We start from the raw sequence: 14,457 nt of genomic DNA, 5'->3' as shown, positions 1-14,457 counted from the left end.
AAGTGCAGGACGCAGGCTTTGACGACAAGATCATCACGCGCCAGATCGCTCTTGTTCAATCTATGACAAAACGCGAACGCGCCAACCCACAAATCCTCCAAGCCTCGCGCAAAAAGCGCATCGCCGCGGGTGCGGGCATGGAAGTCTCAGACCTCAACAAGCTTCTTAAAATGCACCGCCAAATGTCGGATATGATGAAAAAGCTCGGCAAAGGCAAAGGCGGCATGCTGAAACAAGCCATGAAGGGCATGTTCGGCGGCAAAGGCGGCCTCCCCGCAGAGCTCGGCCAAGGCATGGACCCCGCCGCCATGGAAGCTGCAGCCAAACAGCTTGGAGCAACAGGCAAGCTCCCCGGCCTTGGTGGCGGCATAGGGCTGCCTTCTGGGCTTTCCGGCTTTGGAAAGAAGAAATAGCCTATGCTGAGCCTCACCATCCCCACGCTTGAAACCGAACGACTCGTTCTGCGCGCCCCCTGTGAGGCGGACGCAGAGCAGGAGTTTGCGTTCTGGGCGTCGGATGCGTCAAAGTTCGTTGGCGGGCCATTGCGCCCTGATGAAGCATGGCGCGCCATTGGCGGGATCTTGGGCCACTGGGTTATGCGCGGCTACGGCTTCTGGGCGGTCGATGACAAATCCACGGGCAAATACCTCGGCCGCGTCGGTCTCTGGAACCCGCTCGGCTGGCCAGAACGCGAAATCGGCTGGACGCTCCTGCCCGAAGCCTGGGGCAAAGGCTACGCCACCGAAGCCGCTCTGGCTGCACGCGCACACGCCTACGATATTCTGGGCTGGGACACTGCCATCAGCCTCATCGCGCCCGACAATGCGCCAAGCAAAGCTGTCGCCGCCCGCCTTGGCGCAGCGTTCGACTATCACTATGAGCACCCCAAATTTGGCAAAACCGAAATCTGGCGCCACCTCGCCCCAGATGCCCTCGAAAACGGCGGAATGGAGGCCTACGCATAATGCACACCGCAAACATTCCTGTTCTCGAGACAAAACGCCTGATTCTGCGTGGCCCTGAAGCCGAGGACTACCCTGACTTCAAAGCCACGTTTTCAAGCTACCGTTCACGCTTTATGGGCGGGCCTCTGAATGCATATGAGGCATGGATGCTCTATGCTGCGGAAATCGGTCACTGGAACATTCGCGGCTTTGGCATGTGGATGATCCACGACAAAGAAACAGACGAGACCTACGGCATGGCCGGCGGCTGGAAACCTGCGCGCTGGCCCGAGGCGGAAATCGCTTGGATTATCTGGCCTGACAAAGCAGGCAAGGGCTATGCCCTGGAGGCAACCCACGCCGCGCGAGATTATTATTATAAGCATCAAGGTTGGGAGACAGCAGTCAGCTATCTTGATCCTAAAAACCTCGACAGCATCCGTCTTGCCGAACGCCTTGGCGCGAAACGTGACAATGAGGCTGTTACAATCGATGGATCTGATGCGGTCTACCGCCATCCATCGCCCGCAAAACTCGATGGCACACAACTCGCTCACGGCATCGACATGGAGATCAGCCACTACGCTGATCCGCTCTTCAAACCGAAAGGATGGGCGCTTGACTGATCCTGTTACGCAAGCTGCAACGCTCCTCAAGGAGCATCGCGAAAGCATCGACCGTCTCGATGCCATCCTCGTCTATACTCTCGGCGAGCGCTTCAAACACACCCAAGCGGTGGGCGCTCTTAAAGCCGCACACGACCTTCCCCCGTCTGATCCTGCGCGTGAAGCAGCCCAGATCACACGGCTCGAAGATTTGGCAATTCAGGCCGATCTAGACCCTGAATTTGCCAAGAAGTTTCTTAACTTCATCATCGCTGAAGTTATTCAGCACCACCAAAAACACCAAGAATAACAGGCCCTTGCCTGTAACGCCATTTAAGGAGAACACACCATGGCTATGAAAATTCGTCTCGCCCGCGGCGGCTCAAAAAAGCGCCCTTTCTACCGCGTTGTTGCAACAGACAGCCGTATGCCACGTGACGGCCGTTTCATCGAGAAACTCGGCACATACAACCCACTCCTCGCCAAAGACAGCGAAGAGCGCGTGAAGCTTGACCTTGACCGTATCAAGTACTGGCTCGGTGAAGGTGCACAGCCAACAGACCGCGTTGCCCGTATGCTTGAAGCTGCTGGCCTGCTCGAGAAGAAAGAGCGCGCCAACATGAAAAAAGGCGAGCCAGGCAAAAAAGCCAAGGACCGCGTTGAAGAAAAAGCAGCCAAAGCAGCAGCCGCTGCTGAAGCCGCTGCTGCGCCAGCCGAAGAAGCCCCTGCTGAAGAGGCTCCAGCGGCTGAAGAAGCAGCTGAAAGCTAAGCAAGGATGGGCTGGAGCCTTGGGGTTCCAGCCCGTTTTGCACCCTGCGCATGCGCTTTCTTTTTCGCCCGATACGCACTATCATCTTGATCGGCGCAGCCTTTCTTGGAGGTGTCGTCTACGAAAAATCCAGCCATGCTGACCGCTGTCTCAATGCAGGCGGAAGTGTCAAAACTGGCCTCTGTGAAGGAGCCCGCCCATGAGCGAGCATGTTTGCGTTGGAGCCATTGCAGGCTCATTTGGCGTCCGTGGTGAAATCCGCCTCAAGAGTTTTACAGCCAACCCCCAAGATATTGCGAACTATACGCCCCTCTTCTCCGAGGATGGAGCGCGCAGCTTCTCGGTTACAATTACCCGCCAAATCAACAATGGTTTTTCAGCACGCATCAGTGGTGTATCCACCAAAGAAGAGGCCGATGCCCTGCGTGGAACACAACTCTATGCAGACCGCAGCCAATTGCCTTCCCTGCCAGACGACGAGTTTTATCACGCAGACCTCATAGGCCTGAACGTGCTTGATACAGGCGGAACCGAACTGGGCCGCGTCAAAGCCGTGCAAAACCACGGCGCAGGTGATCTTCTGGAAGTTCAGATCAAAGGCGGCAGCAGCACAGTTCTGATGCCCTTCACACGGGCTGCCGTGCCGACAGTCGACCTTGCCTCTGGCCGCATAATCGCCGATCCCCCTGAAGGTCTCTTTGAATGACCACCGCCCCGATCCGCGTCATTGTCCACGCTGGCTTTCACAAAACAGGTACAACCAGCCTGCAAGACTTTCTCTACCAGAACAAATCTTCTCTTGCGCCCTACATGGCCTACTATGGCAAAATGGATTTCTTGGACGCGGGCACACAGGCACGCATCTATGCCCAGCGCCCCTTCCCACATCGGCTCATCAAATTCCGTTACGCTTTTCGCGCTTTTCTTGAAAACATCCCTGATCACTCCATGATCGTCCTGTCACGCGAAACATTTTCTGGCGGAATGCCCGGCCACCACACTCTTTCGGGTCGCCTGATGACATCCTACCAGCGCCCTGCCAAACGGTTGGCGAAAGTAATTATCTCCGAACTGCGACGCCGTTTCGGCCCAAGCGCAGAAATCACGTTCTTTTATACAACTCGGGAACGCGAAAGCTGGCTACGTTCTGTATATGGTCACCTGCTCCGTTCAATCCGCATCACAGATGACTACGTAAGTTTCCGCGCCCGCTTTCCAAAACTTCTCGGCCCTGAAGCCGAAGCGCAAAAACTTGCGCGCGCCCTCTCTCCAGTACCCGTGATGATGGCTGCTCTGGAAGACTACAGCTCGGCCCGCGAAGGGCCTGCCGCAGCCTTGCTTGATTTAATGGCAATCCCACCAGAACTCCGCAGTTCCCTGCGCCCTATTCCACGTCAGAACACAGCAAACACTGCCGCTACCCAAGCGGAGTTCCTACGCCTGAACCGCGAGATCAAATCCAAAGCAAAGCTCAAAGCCGCAAAAGCAGCTCTGCTCTAAATCTTTTTCTTAAAAAAGAATTTCACGCTAAGAGAGCGCGGGGCATGTCACCCTGAACCGGCCAGAGCGCACACTCTGCAATTCATCGCTCAGAGTACTGCGGCCAGCCGCGTGCCTTGATCAATCGCCCGCTTCGCATCGAGCTCCCCTGCCACATCAGCACCGCCAATCACATGCACAGAGACGCCCTTCGCCTCCAGAGCGTCAGCCAATGAGCGCTCACTGACCTGACCAGCGCACATCACAATCGTATCGCACTTCACTAAGGTTGGGTTTTCCCGCGCCTCGCCAAAACTTACATGAAGCCCATCAGCGTCGATGCGCTCATAATTTACCCCCCCGATCATCTCGACGTTCTTCATTTTCAGCGCGGCCCGATGGATCCAGCCCGTCGTCTTCCCGAGCCGCTTTCCGTGCCGCTCTGCCTTGCGCTGAAGCAAGATCACCTCCCGCGCAGGCGCGTCTGGCTGTGGTCCAGCAGGCGCAAGGCCGCCACGCGTCTCGGACGGATCACCTACGCCCCATTCCTCTTTCCATTCCGCGAGGTCCAGCGTCGTGCTCACCCCTTCATGAACAAGAAACTCGCTCACATCAAAGCCAATTCCCCCTGCACCAATAACCGCAACACGCTTACCAACCTGCGCCTTGCCTCGGAGAACATCTACATAACTCAAGACATGGGGCATATCTTGCCCCTCAATCTTTGGATCACGCGGCAGGACACCCGTCGCCACAATGACCTCATCAAAGCCGTTAAGATCGTCCGCTCCAACTTCGCGTCCAAGTTCAAGCCTGACACCATGCTTCGCTGCCATTGTGCCAAACCAGTCGACAAAGCCCCAGAACTCTTCCTTGCCCGGGATTTGCTTCGCCATATTCAGCTGCCCGCCGACTTCATCAGCGCGGTCAAAGACTGTCACTTTGTGTCCCCGTTGCGCAGCCGCAATAGCCGTGCTCATTCCGGCAGGTCCGGCGCCGACAACAGCAACAGTCTTGGGGGCATCCGTGCGTTCAAGCGTCAGCTCGGTCTCAAAACACGCGCGCGGATTGACAAGACAGCTTGAAATTTTTCCTTGGAATGTATGATCAAGGCATGCCTGATTACACGCAATACAAGGCGCGATCTCATCCGCGCGGCCTTGCTCCGCCTTCCACACAAAGTGAGGATCAGCGAGAAACGGCCGTGCCATACTTACCAAGTCAGCACAGCCATCGGCCAAGACGCTTTCGGCGACATCAGGCATATTAATACGGTTAGATGTGATCAGGGGAATTCCCACCTTACCCATCAGCTTTTTTGTAACCCAAGCAAAGCCTGCACGCGGCACACTGGTTGCAATCGTAGGGATACGCGCCTCATGCCAGCCAATGCCAGTGTTGATCATCGTGGCACCGGCCTTCTCAACTTCCTGAGCAAGCTGCACGACTTCCTCATGAGTCGAACCGTTTGGGATGAGATCAATCATGCTCAAACGATAGATAATGATGAAGTCCTCGCCGACAGCGGCCCGCACGCGCTTCATGATCTCAATCGCAAGGCGCATGCGGTTCTCATATGAGCCCCCCCAGCGGTCTTCCCGTTTGTTTACATGTGTTACCAGAAACTGGTTGATGAAGTAGCCCTCTGAGCCCATCACTTCGACGCCGTCATAGCCCGCCGCTTTCGCGTTGACCGCAGCGCTCGCAAAAGCAGCGATTTGCTTTTCAATACCGTCTTCGTCGAGTTCCTTGGGGACAAACGGAGAGATCGGCGACTTCACAGCGCTCGCACTCACACAGTCAGGCCCATACGCATAGCGCCCCGCATGCAAAATTTGCATGGCAATTTTTCCGCCTGCGGCATGCACACGGTCGGTGACGATCTTATGGTTGGCGATATCGGTTTCTGTATAAAGCCCTGCTGCACCAGGAAAGACGCCCCCCTCTTTATTGGGCGCAATCCCACCCGTAACCATCAGTGCAGCACCGCCCCGCGCACGCTCCGCATAAAACTCGGCAACACGATTCCAGTCTTTGGTTTCCTCAAGATTGGTGTGCATCGAACCCATAATCACACGATTTTTCAGAGTGGTATGGCCCAAATCAAGCGGGGCGAGCATATGTGGATACTGCGGCATGGTAAGACTCCTCGTTGGAGCAAACCTGAGGCAAAACGAGCGTCAAGTCACCCCAAACGCCGCGTCAATCTTTCGGCTTGTTGACACGCTCTGAAAGCGCTTCACGGCTTTCCACACGCTCTGAATAGCGGTCAACAAGATGCCCTTTGATGTCGCGCGTGAGCCATGTAAACTTAACCAGCTCCTCCATGACATCCACCACGCGATCATAATAGGGCGACGGCTTCATGCGCCCATTACTGTCAAACTCATCCCATGCTTTTGCGACAGATGACTGGTTCGGAATGGTCAAGAGCCTCATCCAGCGCCCCAAAATACGCAGCTGGTTCACAGTGTTAAAGCTCTGGCTCCCGCCCTCGACCTGCATCACAGCAAGCGTCTTGCCTTGGGTCGGGCGCACGCCACCAATCAGCGCCAGCGGAATCCAATCAATTTGGGTCTTCATAAGGCCCGTCATGGCCCCATGGCGCTCTGGGCTTGACCAAACCATGCCCTCGCACCAGAGAACAAGTTCGCGCAATTCCTGCACCTTGGGGTCATTTTCCGTTGCATCGTCAACCAAAGGCAAACCTGAAGGATTGAAAAGTCGCGCCTCACAGCCCAGCCGCTCCAGAATGCGAGCAGCCTCTTCCGCCATCAGGCGGCTGTAGGAGGTTTTTCTCAAGCTCCCATACAGCAATAGGATGCGCGGCCTATGGGTGCTGCGTTCGCTTGGGAAAAGCGCGGCCAAGTCCGGCGCAAAAAACGCCTCGTCTTTCAAATTTGGTGTATCGCTCATCGGCTCAGTTTGTTTCCACGCAATGACGGCGGAAAGCGCGCTTCAGCATATCGAGCTCCTGTCGCAGCAAATCCACTTCGACACGTAAATCTTCGTCCAATGCCTCTCCTGACAAAAGAGAAATGCTCGCGAGACACTCTTGGGTCTCACCGTCCAGAATGATGATCGTTCGGATACCGTCGGCTACAGCCTCGGCAGGAACAGGAACCGACATTTCCCATGCTCCATCATCGCCTGACTTGTAGCTCACCCCCAACACTTGCTTACCATCCAACAAAACGGGGAACTTGGGTGTCTCTACAATAGCCTCGCCATCAATACGGCTGACCACGGCCTCCCAGCGTGCCTGTATCATTCTGCGCTTTGTGACAACAAAATCGCTCATACTCGCCCCCCTAAAGTTCGGCTCTTGGTCTACGGCTAAATGTTAAATCACGCAAAGTCACTTGGTTCATTTCTGGACCTTCAAAGATAAGATCAAGCCAGATCCGCTCGACACGTTTTTCGTTCATTCTCGAATAAGCCAGATCAAACTCAACCATCACATCTTGCTGGTTCAACGGCAGTTCTCTAACGATCTGTTCGGTGTTTGGGCCATGTTTGACATTGAGGCGCGCAAATATCTCAATCGGCTTTTCACATTCAACGATGGTCTGGATACGCAGCAAATGCTTGCGTAGCAAGCCGTTGGCCGCAGCCTCAGGTAAGTCGACAACGACAGACAAGAAAGAGCCATCAAACTTAAACACATCTAGTCTAAGGCCATAGGGCGCAAGATCAGCCTCACGACGGTTTCGCAATTGGCGCAACGTGAGCTCAGAGTAGCGACAGTCATGGAACAAAGTCACTTCATCACCAAGCATGGACTTCGTTTCAGCCGAACTCAGACCAGGTGTTGGCAAAGGCCCACGCCATAACTCAGGCCGCCATGCCCAGTCGGAGTCAAAAGGTTTATCAAATACATGTGATCCCACCATCGGCAATGCAAGGCGCTCGTCGGCTATGTGAATGAGCCTATCTAACTGTGATTTTATTTTACGCGCCTCAGCCCGTTCGGTACGTAGTGCCTCGAGCTTTGCTTCCTTGGCACGCAGCGCCGCGCGCTGCCATCTCCGGAGTGTTATCCGGTATAGCGCTCTACGCCATGCTGCGTTGCTCTTCATCAAAGCCATAACCAGGATACTAACTTTCTAAATATGGTACTCATTGTCACCTTAATGGAAACAACGTTAACGAAAAGGTCTGATTTAAAGAAACTATTGAACAATTTGGCCTGCTTGCACTTTTTTACAAAACCAAAGTGATCATTCGAGCTCGACAGGAAACTGTTTCAAAGGACTTGCGGCAAGCACAGCCTCAGCAAACTCGATCAAAAGCACCTTGCCGTTTTCCCCTGCTGCCACGCCATCTTTCTCAGAATAAACCGCAAGCCCAATCAAGTAACCATTGAAGCGCAGCGCGGCACGCCAATGCTTCCCTTCTCCGTTTGGGATGAGCGCATCGCCCCCTTGCGCGAGCTGTACGATACTCATCCCATCGCCAGTTTCTTCATAGATGGGCTGCTCGTCCTTAAAAGCTTCAGCCAATCCATTTGCTGTGGTTGGCGCACGCTGAAGCCTTTGAGGTTGAGCCTGTAAAGTCAGTATAGCGGTATCCAGCCCAAACACTTGGGCCTGCGCATCAAGTGCCGCACAAGGTACTAGAAGTGCAAACCCACCTGATCGCCCCGTCTTCAGAGATCGCTTGTCGATGCAAAAGCCTCGCGGCCCTGCAGCAATCACCTTCTCTGGAACAATGGTTGCGTTCGCCAAGGCAAAGCTCCCTTGTGCGGCCTTGCTCTCAGCGGACGACAGATTGGTTTGCCCAACGGGCGCCCCTTCAAGGCAGCCCGTTAACAAAGTGAAAACCATGATACCCCTTAAAATGGACCAGGTTTTATGGCTAGAGGTCCATATAGACATGCTTCTCCGCTTTGGCCCCGGGATGCGTCACCGCGCCCTGATAGGTCGAGCCAACCATCTGTGCAAATTTCCAAACAGCGCCCGAAGCATAAATCGTTTCGCGTGGCCCTTTCCATTGGGTCTTACGCTCTGCAAGCTCTGCTTCGCTCAGATCAACGGAGAGTTCCCCCTTGATGGCATCAATCGTGATAATGTCCCCTGTCGCCAAAAAGGCAATCGGTCCGCCATGCGCAGCCTCTGGCCCAACGTGCCCCACACAAAACCCACGCGTTGCGCCAGAAAAGCGGCCATCAGTGATCAGCGCGACTTTCTTGCCCATGCCCTGTCCGCTCAAAGCAGCTGTGGTCGCAAGCATCTCGCGCATACCAGGCCCGCCAGCAGGCCCCTCGTTGCGAATAACCAGCACCTCGCCCTCCTCATAGGCGCGCTTTTGAACCGCTTCAAAGGCCTCCTCCTCACATTCAAAAACCCGAGCTGGACCTGTGAAAACCTGATGCTCAGGCGCAATCCCGGCAACTTTCACAATAGCACCCTCGGGCGCGATGTTGCCCTTGAGGCCCACAACCCCACCGGTTTTGGTGATCGGCGTCTCGATCGGATAGATCACGCGGCCATCGGCCTCGCCCTTGATCCCGTCCAGCGCCTCGCCCAACGTCACACCTGCAGAGGTCATGCAGTCTTCGTGCAGCAAGCCTGCCTTGCGCAATTCCTTCATCACAACAGGCACGCCACCCGCTTCATAAAGGTCTTTCGCCACATAGTTACCACCTGGTTTCAGGTCGACGAAATAGGGTGTGTCCCGGAAAATGTCACAAACATCTTCAAGGTAAAATTCGATACCTGCCTCATGCGCAATTGCAGGCAGGTGTAGCCCCGCATTGGTGCTGCCGCCAGTACAGGCCACAACGCGTGCCGCGTTCTCTAGCGATTTACGCGTGACCACATCCCGCGCGCGAATGTTCTTTTCAAGCAACATCATGACAGCTTCGCCAGAAGCTGCGGCATATTGATCGCGGCTTTCGTACGGCGCGGGTGCGCCTGAAGAGTTGAGCAATGCCAAACCGATTGCTTCACTCACGCAAGCCATTGTATTAGCAGTAAACTGTCCTCCGCAGGCCCCAGCACTCGGACACGCCACGCGCTCCAGCACAGCAAGGGCTTCGCTAGACAACGTACCCGCCTGATGGCGACCGACCGCCTCAAACATATCCTGAACGGTGAGATCGCGCCCCGCAAGATCTTCAGGAATACCCACATCCGTCGGCGCTTTGCCCGGTAAAATCGAACCGCCATAAACAAAAACTGACGGCACATTGAGGCGCACCATCGCCATCATCATTCCTGGCAAGGATTTGTCACAGCCCGCAAGACCGACAAGCGCATCATAGCAATGCCCCCGCATCGTCAGTTCGACAGTGTCAGCAATCGCTTCACGACTCGCCAGTGACGAGCGCATGCCCTCGTGCCCCATGGCGATCCCATCCGTTACAGTGATGGTGGTAAACTCTCGCGGGCTACCGTGGGCCTCCCGAACGCCAGCTTTTGCAGCCTGAGCCTGACGGTTTAGCGAAATATTACAGGGAGCGGCTTCATTCCAGCAGGTGGCCACACCCACCAGCGGCTGATGGATCTCTTCTTCTGTCATGCCCATCGCATGATAGAATGAACGGTGCGGCGCCTTTGATGGCCCCTCAGTCACGTGGCGGCTTGGCAGCTTTGATTTATCAAATTTGGTCATGTTTTTCTCCCTGTTTGCGCACCTATTCAAATATCCAAGCTAACAAGGTGACACAAGTCTGCAAGCACCTAAGTACTTACCCTACGGAAGCTCTCTTCTGTGGCCTGAGCAAAGCTATCCAGTCGTTTGAGCAATCTTTTTGAAAGACTGCCGCGCGCCAACTTGAGCGATTGCACCAAGAGTCGCGCAGACAGTGTGGTGGGGGCAAGCACAAGCTCAATACCCACCCGAGTTCTATGTTTTGAAAGCGCAACAAGCTCGACGCTCAGCAAGCCGTCCAGACCAGCGGTACGACTTTTTGCTCGAAGTTCACTCGGCGCTTGAACGTCAAGAAGCTCAATGCCCATTTTCCGCCTCTTCCCGCGAAAATCAAAGCTAACCTCCCAAGCCATACCTGCGCATGGTCCAGCCAAACTGTCTAATCTCGAGATGTCGGCACCTCGCCGCAAGGCCTGCCTGGTAAATCCATCAAAGTCAGTCACCGCAAAGAAAACATGATCAATCGGCGCTTCAATATCTTGCTTTGCGGAAAACTGCATATACTCACTGCCTCTGAAATCTTACGTTGGTTGACTATAACTTGGAGCTATCTGAGCCGATCCGCAAGCCAGTTCGAAAGTAAAAAGTGAGCTATCGCTCCCTTTCGAGCGGGCGTTAACGTCGGATGTTCGCCCGCAAACGATAGTGCAATTTCTTCACGGCTGAACCAACGCGCATCCTCAATCTCATTCGGATCAATTGTTATCGCATCCGTTTCGGCACGTCCGTAGCAGCCAATCATCAGTGAGCTTGGAAATGGCCAAGGCTGGCTTGCCAGATAACCCACCGCACCAACATTGATTGCGGCCTCCTCAAAAACTTCGCGGCGCACAGCCGCTTCAACAGTTTCTCCGGGCTCGACAAAGCCCGCCAGAAGGGAATACATACCCTCGGGCCAGCCCGGTGAGCGCCCCATCAAAACAGAGTTTCCACGCGTGATAAGCATAATGACGACAGGATCAGTCCGCGGAAAATGCTGTGTGTTGCAGGCAGGGCAAGACCGTTGCCAGCCGGCCATAGCCATTTGGCTCTCCGTCCCACAAGCCGCACAGAAACGATGCGATCTGTGCCAACCCAGGACGGCGCGCGCCGTCGCCGCCAATTCTGCATCCCGCGGCGAAAGACGCGTCATTGCGCCACGCAGTTCCTGAAAAAATTGAGTTTCTAGCAGCAGTGGGTGCTGCTGTTCGGTCGGATCAAAGAAAGCTCCGAGTGCCGCTTCATCAACCTCGTGCGGAACCCAATCAGAAATATCACTGACAAAAACCAATCGTCCATCCGTTTCGCGTCCCAGTAAGATGGGCTCTTTTCCGTGTTCTTGTAGGACAACATGATCCATAGGGAGACGGGCCAAGCGCTCGCGCGCATCTCCCTCTAAGAGTGGCTTTCCCCGCCAAAGCAAAATGGTTTCAGCCTGACCATCGGCTATGGCTTGCGAAAGAGCGTCAGGTTGGCCCCGAACCTCTGCCGCACGATCCAGCCCCGAGCCTCCAAATGTTACGGTTTCTGCCAGTTTCATTTTCGCCCCACCTTTGCTCTCGGAAAGTTCTATCCTCCTTCCCAACGCTTGGAAAGCCGCGGCACATTAGCGCTCTGTCCTTAGTTGTAATATTCAATCAAGGCGTGCTACGCTTCATCTATAAACAAGTTAACCGTTACGCCCCGAAAATACGAGGTGAGCCAACTGGTAGATCAATGCAAATCAACTGAGCAGCAAAGCGCCATGCTTCGCATATTGCAAACGACTGATTTGCATGCCCATGCCCTTGAATTTGACTACAACAACAACTTCTTTGCCCGTCGCGGTCTGTCTCGATCTGCGCTGCAAATCGAAAACGCCAAAGCCACAGATAAACCTTGCCTGTTGTTCGACACAGGTGATTTCCTGCAAGGCTCGCCAATCGCAGACAGGCTCGCTCAATAACCTGAGACACATCACGACACGCATCCAATGATCACGGCGATGAACCTTCTGGGGTACGATGCCGCAACCATCGGAAACCACGATCTAGACTTTGGTATCGATCACCTTGCGGCATCACTCGCTCAGGCAAACTTTCCCTTCGTCTCGGCCAATCTCCTCCTGCCGCCCCATGTCGCATCCCAGCTCAAACGGTACGTGATACTGGAGCACGCTCTTGTCGGTTACGACACGCCACTGCGCATTGGCGTGACAGGATGCCTGCCAAGCATAACACTCAAAGGCGCGGCAGGACTTGATCCCAGCATTGCATGCGAGCCCATCGCACCAGCTCTCTCGCGTGCCATTGCGGATATGAAGCGCGAAGGGGTCGATATTGTCATTGTGCTTGCACACTGCGGCCGAGAAGCGATTGAAGCCGAGATCACTCCCCTCCATGGAGTCGATGTCGTCCTTGGCGGACATACCCACGAGCTTCTACCCGCCCCCAAACAAGGCGTTGTTCAAATTTCAAAGGCCCAAACTCCCGTGATGATTTCGGGCGCTTTGGAAGAATATGTGGGGCAAATAGACCTGATGTTTTCTCAAGGAGATGACGCGTGGCGCATAGAGAGCGCTGAAATGCAAATGAAACAAAATGCACCCAAGGCTCCTGAAAGCGTAAAAATTGTTGACGCTCTCGCCCAAGATCACGATGAAACAGTCTTGGCCGTTGCAAAGCCTCTCGGACAAACCACAAGGCAGATCGACAGCTTCTTTGCTCTTGTTGCCGACAATTCTAGGCTTCAGCTTCTGGCGCAGACATTTGAAAATGCAGTCAAGGCAAAGCTTGAAGACACAAGGTGGTCCCACCTCCCCGTTCTATCAGTGGCCGCTCCCGTGCGTACTGGCGGTCTCAACGGTGCGACACACTTTTGTCATATCCCGGCCGGCACAATCCATTTGCGTGATCTGGATAAGCTCTACAGTTTTCCTGATACGCTTTGTGCTTTGCTCATCACTGGCAAAGCCCTCCGCGTCTGGCTTGAAATGAGCGCTAGCATCTTCAACCAAATTGCCATCGGAAGCCAAGGAAAGGCGCTTCTCAACCCAAGTTTCCCCGGCTACCTATTTGATGTTATTCCCCAGCTCACCTACGAAATTGACCTTTCCAAGCCCGCTCTCTTCAATGAGCGCCGAGAGCGACTAAAGAACAGAGGCGGGCGCATCAGCGCATTGACGTATCAGGGCAAACCCGTTGCAGACGATACACTCTTTGTGCTTGCCGCCAGCTCGTTTCGCGCGCGCGGCGTCTTGCCCGAGATGGCCGAAGCAGACGCGCCGCGACTGATCTTGGATACAGGCCAGACCTGCCGCTCAATCTTAAGTTCCTACATCGTCAACGCAGCGACCTTAGTCCTCAAGACAAAGCCATCGTGGCGTTTCAAGCCAACCCCAAACGCCAGCGCCCATTTCCTGACGTCACAGCGCGCTGAAAGCAAACCAGACTGCGGCATAGAGTTTGTTCGAGAGACATCGCAGGGCTTTGCAGAAATGCGCATCTGCCTCTCGGGGAAGCCGAACCAGAGAGGCTCGATCTCTGATGATCCACAACTAGCGGATTTCGCTTGAAAGAGTTCAGATCGGCGCCAAAAACACCGTTCGTAGCTGGCATCGTAGCCTAAGTTGAGTGACCTAGAAGCTCTTGCCAATCGCCACAGAGCTCCCTATATCTCCCATCGAGAGGTTGGCGCGGGCAGGCGCCTCGCCAACCCGGTCAGATCCGGAAGGAAGCAGCCGCAACGAGCCCCGCTTGGGTCGTGATCAGCCTCTCACCTTCTCTACACTATAGATGTGACTCACCTAACGCCTTTGAGCCTTGCATCGGTAGTTTGGGGTAATTCCATCAATCCAGCTCTGCGTCTCGTTTTTTGTTTGTGGGCTCTGCGCGCTTTGGTTGCAGTTCAGTAGCTTGCGCACGCTCACATCCAAGCTCTCATTGAGCCCAACTGGCTGGCTCGAACAAGACAGTATGTGGTATTTATATATTGTTTTAATTTTGTTATGTTTTTTTACGTAAAAAGCACCCTCGAGGGGTGCTTATTA

At 54.6% G+C, this 14,457-nt stretch carries 16 protein-coding genes, 1 other RNA gene and 1 pseudogene; 10 read left to right on the top strand and 8 right to left on the bottom strand.

The genetic code is table 11. From position 1 onward, the window contains the following. The 7 genes and pseudogenes from P8O11_RS06905 to P8O11_RS06875 form a co-directional block, all read left to right on the top strand. Positions 1–413: pseudogene (locus tag P8O11_RS06905) on the top strand (signal recognition particle protein); the annotation flags it as partial. Positions 414–416: 3 nt separating this feature from the next. After that, the gene (locus tag P8O11_RS06900) at positions 417–965 is read left to right on the top strand and encodes a GNAT family N-acetyltransferase (protein WP_300293066.1); all 549 of its coding nucleotides are present in this window, start codon (positions 417–419) and stop codon (positions 963–965) included. After that, positions 965–1,570 (top strand): GNAT family N-acetyltransferase, encoded by a 606-nt coding sequence (locus P8O11_RS06895; protein WP_089892322.1) that lies wholly within the window; start codon positions 965–967, stop codon positions 1,568–1,570. The genes P8O11_RS06900 and P8O11_RS06895 overlap by 1 nt, the downstream gene beginning before the upstream one ends. Beyond that, the gene (locus P8O11_RS06890; protein ID WP_089892326.1) at positions 1,563–1,859 is read left to right on the top strand and encodes a chorismate mutase; all 297 of its coding nucleotides are present in this window, start codon (positions 1,563–1,565) and stop codon (positions 1,857–1,859) included. Before P8O11_RS06895 ends, P8O11_RS06890 begins: the two co-directional genes overlap by 8 nt. Before the next feature lie 39 nt (positions 1,860–1,898). Beyond that, on the top strand, positions 1,899–2,318 hold the full coding sequence (gene rpsP / locus P8O11_RS06885; RefSeq protein WP_089892329.1) for a 30S ribosomal protein S16: 420 nt from the start codon (positions 1,899–1,901) through the stop codon (positions 2,316–2,318). A 199-nt stretch (positions 2,319–2,517) separates the two neighbouring features. Further along, on the top strand, positions 2,518–3,024 hold the full coding sequence (gene rimM, locus P8O11_RS06880) for a ribosome maturation factor RimM (protein ID WP_300293062.1): 507 nt from the start codon (positions 2,518–2,520) through the stop codon (positions 3,022–3,024). Beyond that, positions 3,021–3,818 carry a hypothetical protein gene (locus tag P8O11_RS06875; protein ID WP_300293060.1) on the top strand — a complete coding sequence of 266 codons (798 nt, stop codon included), beginning with the start codon at positions 3,021–3,023 and terminating at the stop codon, positions 3,816–3,818. Before rimM ends, P8O11_RS06875 begins: the two co-directional genes overlap by 4 nt. Positions 3,819–3,907: 89 nt before the next feature. Here P8O11_RS06875 and P8O11_RS06870 read toward each other — a convergent pair whose 3' ends face one another. From P8O11_RS06870 to nudC, 8 genes are all read right to left on the bottom strand, one after another. Then, the gene (locus tag P8O11_RS06870) at positions 3,908–5,935 is read right to left on the bottom strand and encodes an NADPH-dependent 2,4-dienoyl-CoA reductase (RefSeq protein ID WP_300293058.1); all 2,028 of its coding nucleotides are present in this window, start codon (positions 5,933–5,935) and stop codon (positions 3,908–3,910) included. Positions 5,936–5,999: 64 nt separating this feature from the next. Beyond that, positions 6,000–6,713 (bottom strand): arsenical resistance protein ArsH, encoded by a 714-nt coding sequence (gene arsH, locus P8O11_RS06865; protein ID WP_300293056.1) that lies wholly within the window; start codon positions 6,711–6,713, stop codon positions 6,000–6,002. 4 nt (positions 6,714–6,717) lie between these two features. Next, positions 6,718–7,098 carry a hypothetical protein gene (locus P8O11_RS06860; protein ID WP_300293054.1) on the bottom strand — a complete coding sequence of 127 codons (381 nt, stop codon included), beginning with the start codon at positions 7,096–7,098 and terminating at the stop codon, positions 6,718–6,720. Between the two features lie 10 nt (positions 7,099–7,108). After that, positions 7,109–7,876, bottom strand: a complete 768-nt coding sequence (locus P8O11_RS06855; RefSeq protein WP_300293052.1) for a DUF6478 family protein — start codon at positions 7,874–7,876, stop codon at positions 7,109–7,111. A gap of 141 nt (positions 7,877–8,017) precedes the next feature. After that, positions 8,018–8,524, bottom strand: coding sequence for a hypothetical protein (locus tag P8O11_RS06850; protein WP_300293050.1), 507 nt, complete (start codon positions 8,522–8,524; stop codon positions 8,018–8,020). 130 nt (positions 8,525–8,654) lie between these two features. After that, positions 8,655–10,412: a dihydroxy-acid dehydratase gene (ilvD, locus tag P8O11_RS06845; protein WP_089892352.1), complete on the bottom strand. Its 1,758-nt coding sequence runs from the start codon at positions 10,410–10,412 to the stop codon at positions 8,655–8,657. 68 nt (positions 10,413–10,480) lie between these two features. After that, complete coding sequence (locus P8O11_RS06840) at positions 10,481–10,951, bottom strand: SRPBCC family protein (protein WP_300293048.1); 471 nt, start codon at positions 10,949–10,951, stop codon at positions 10,481–10,483. 47 nt (positions 10,952–10,998) lie between these two features. Next, positions 10,999–11,970: an NAD(+) diphosphatase gene (gene nudC / locus P8O11_RS06835; RefSeq protein WP_089892358.1), complete on the bottom strand. Its 972-nt coding sequence runs from the start codon at positions 11,968–11,970 to the stop codon at positions 10,999–11,001. Between the two features lie 204 nt (positions 11,971–12,174). Here nudC and P8O11_RS06830 point away from each other — a divergent pair, with 204 nt between their 5' ends. The 3 genes from P8O11_RS06830 (at position 12,175) to ffs (ending at position 14,189) form a co-directional block, all read left to right on the top strand. Then, positions 12,175–12,375 (top strand): hypothetical protein, encoded by a 201-nt coding sequence (locus tag P8O11_RS06830; protein WP_300293045.1) that lies wholly within the window; start codon positions 12,175–12,177, stop codon positions 12,373–12,375. A gap of 39 nt (positions 12,376–12,414) precedes the next feature. Continuing rightward, the gene (locus tag P8O11_RS06825) at positions 12,415–13,983 is read left to right on the top strand and encodes a 5'-nucleotidase C-terminal domain-containing protein (protein ID WP_300293043.1); all 1,569 of its coding nucleotides are present in this window, start codon (positions 12,415–12,417) and stop codon (positions 13,981–13,983) included. 108 nt (positions 13,984–14,091) lie between these two features. Continuing rightward, positions 14,092–14,189, top strand: an RNA gene (gene ffs, locus P8O11_RS06820) — signal recognition particle sRNA small type. Positions 14,190–14,457 lie beyond the last annotated feature (268 nt).

The sequence above is a fragment of the Lentibacter sp. genome, from assembly GCF_029254145.1.
Lineage (GTDB): Bacteria > Pseudomonadota > Alphaproteobacteria > Rhodobacterales > Rhodobacteraceae > Lentibacter.
Note: the sequence above shows the minus strand (reverse complement) of the source record. Positions and strands in the feature narration are given on the sequence as shown.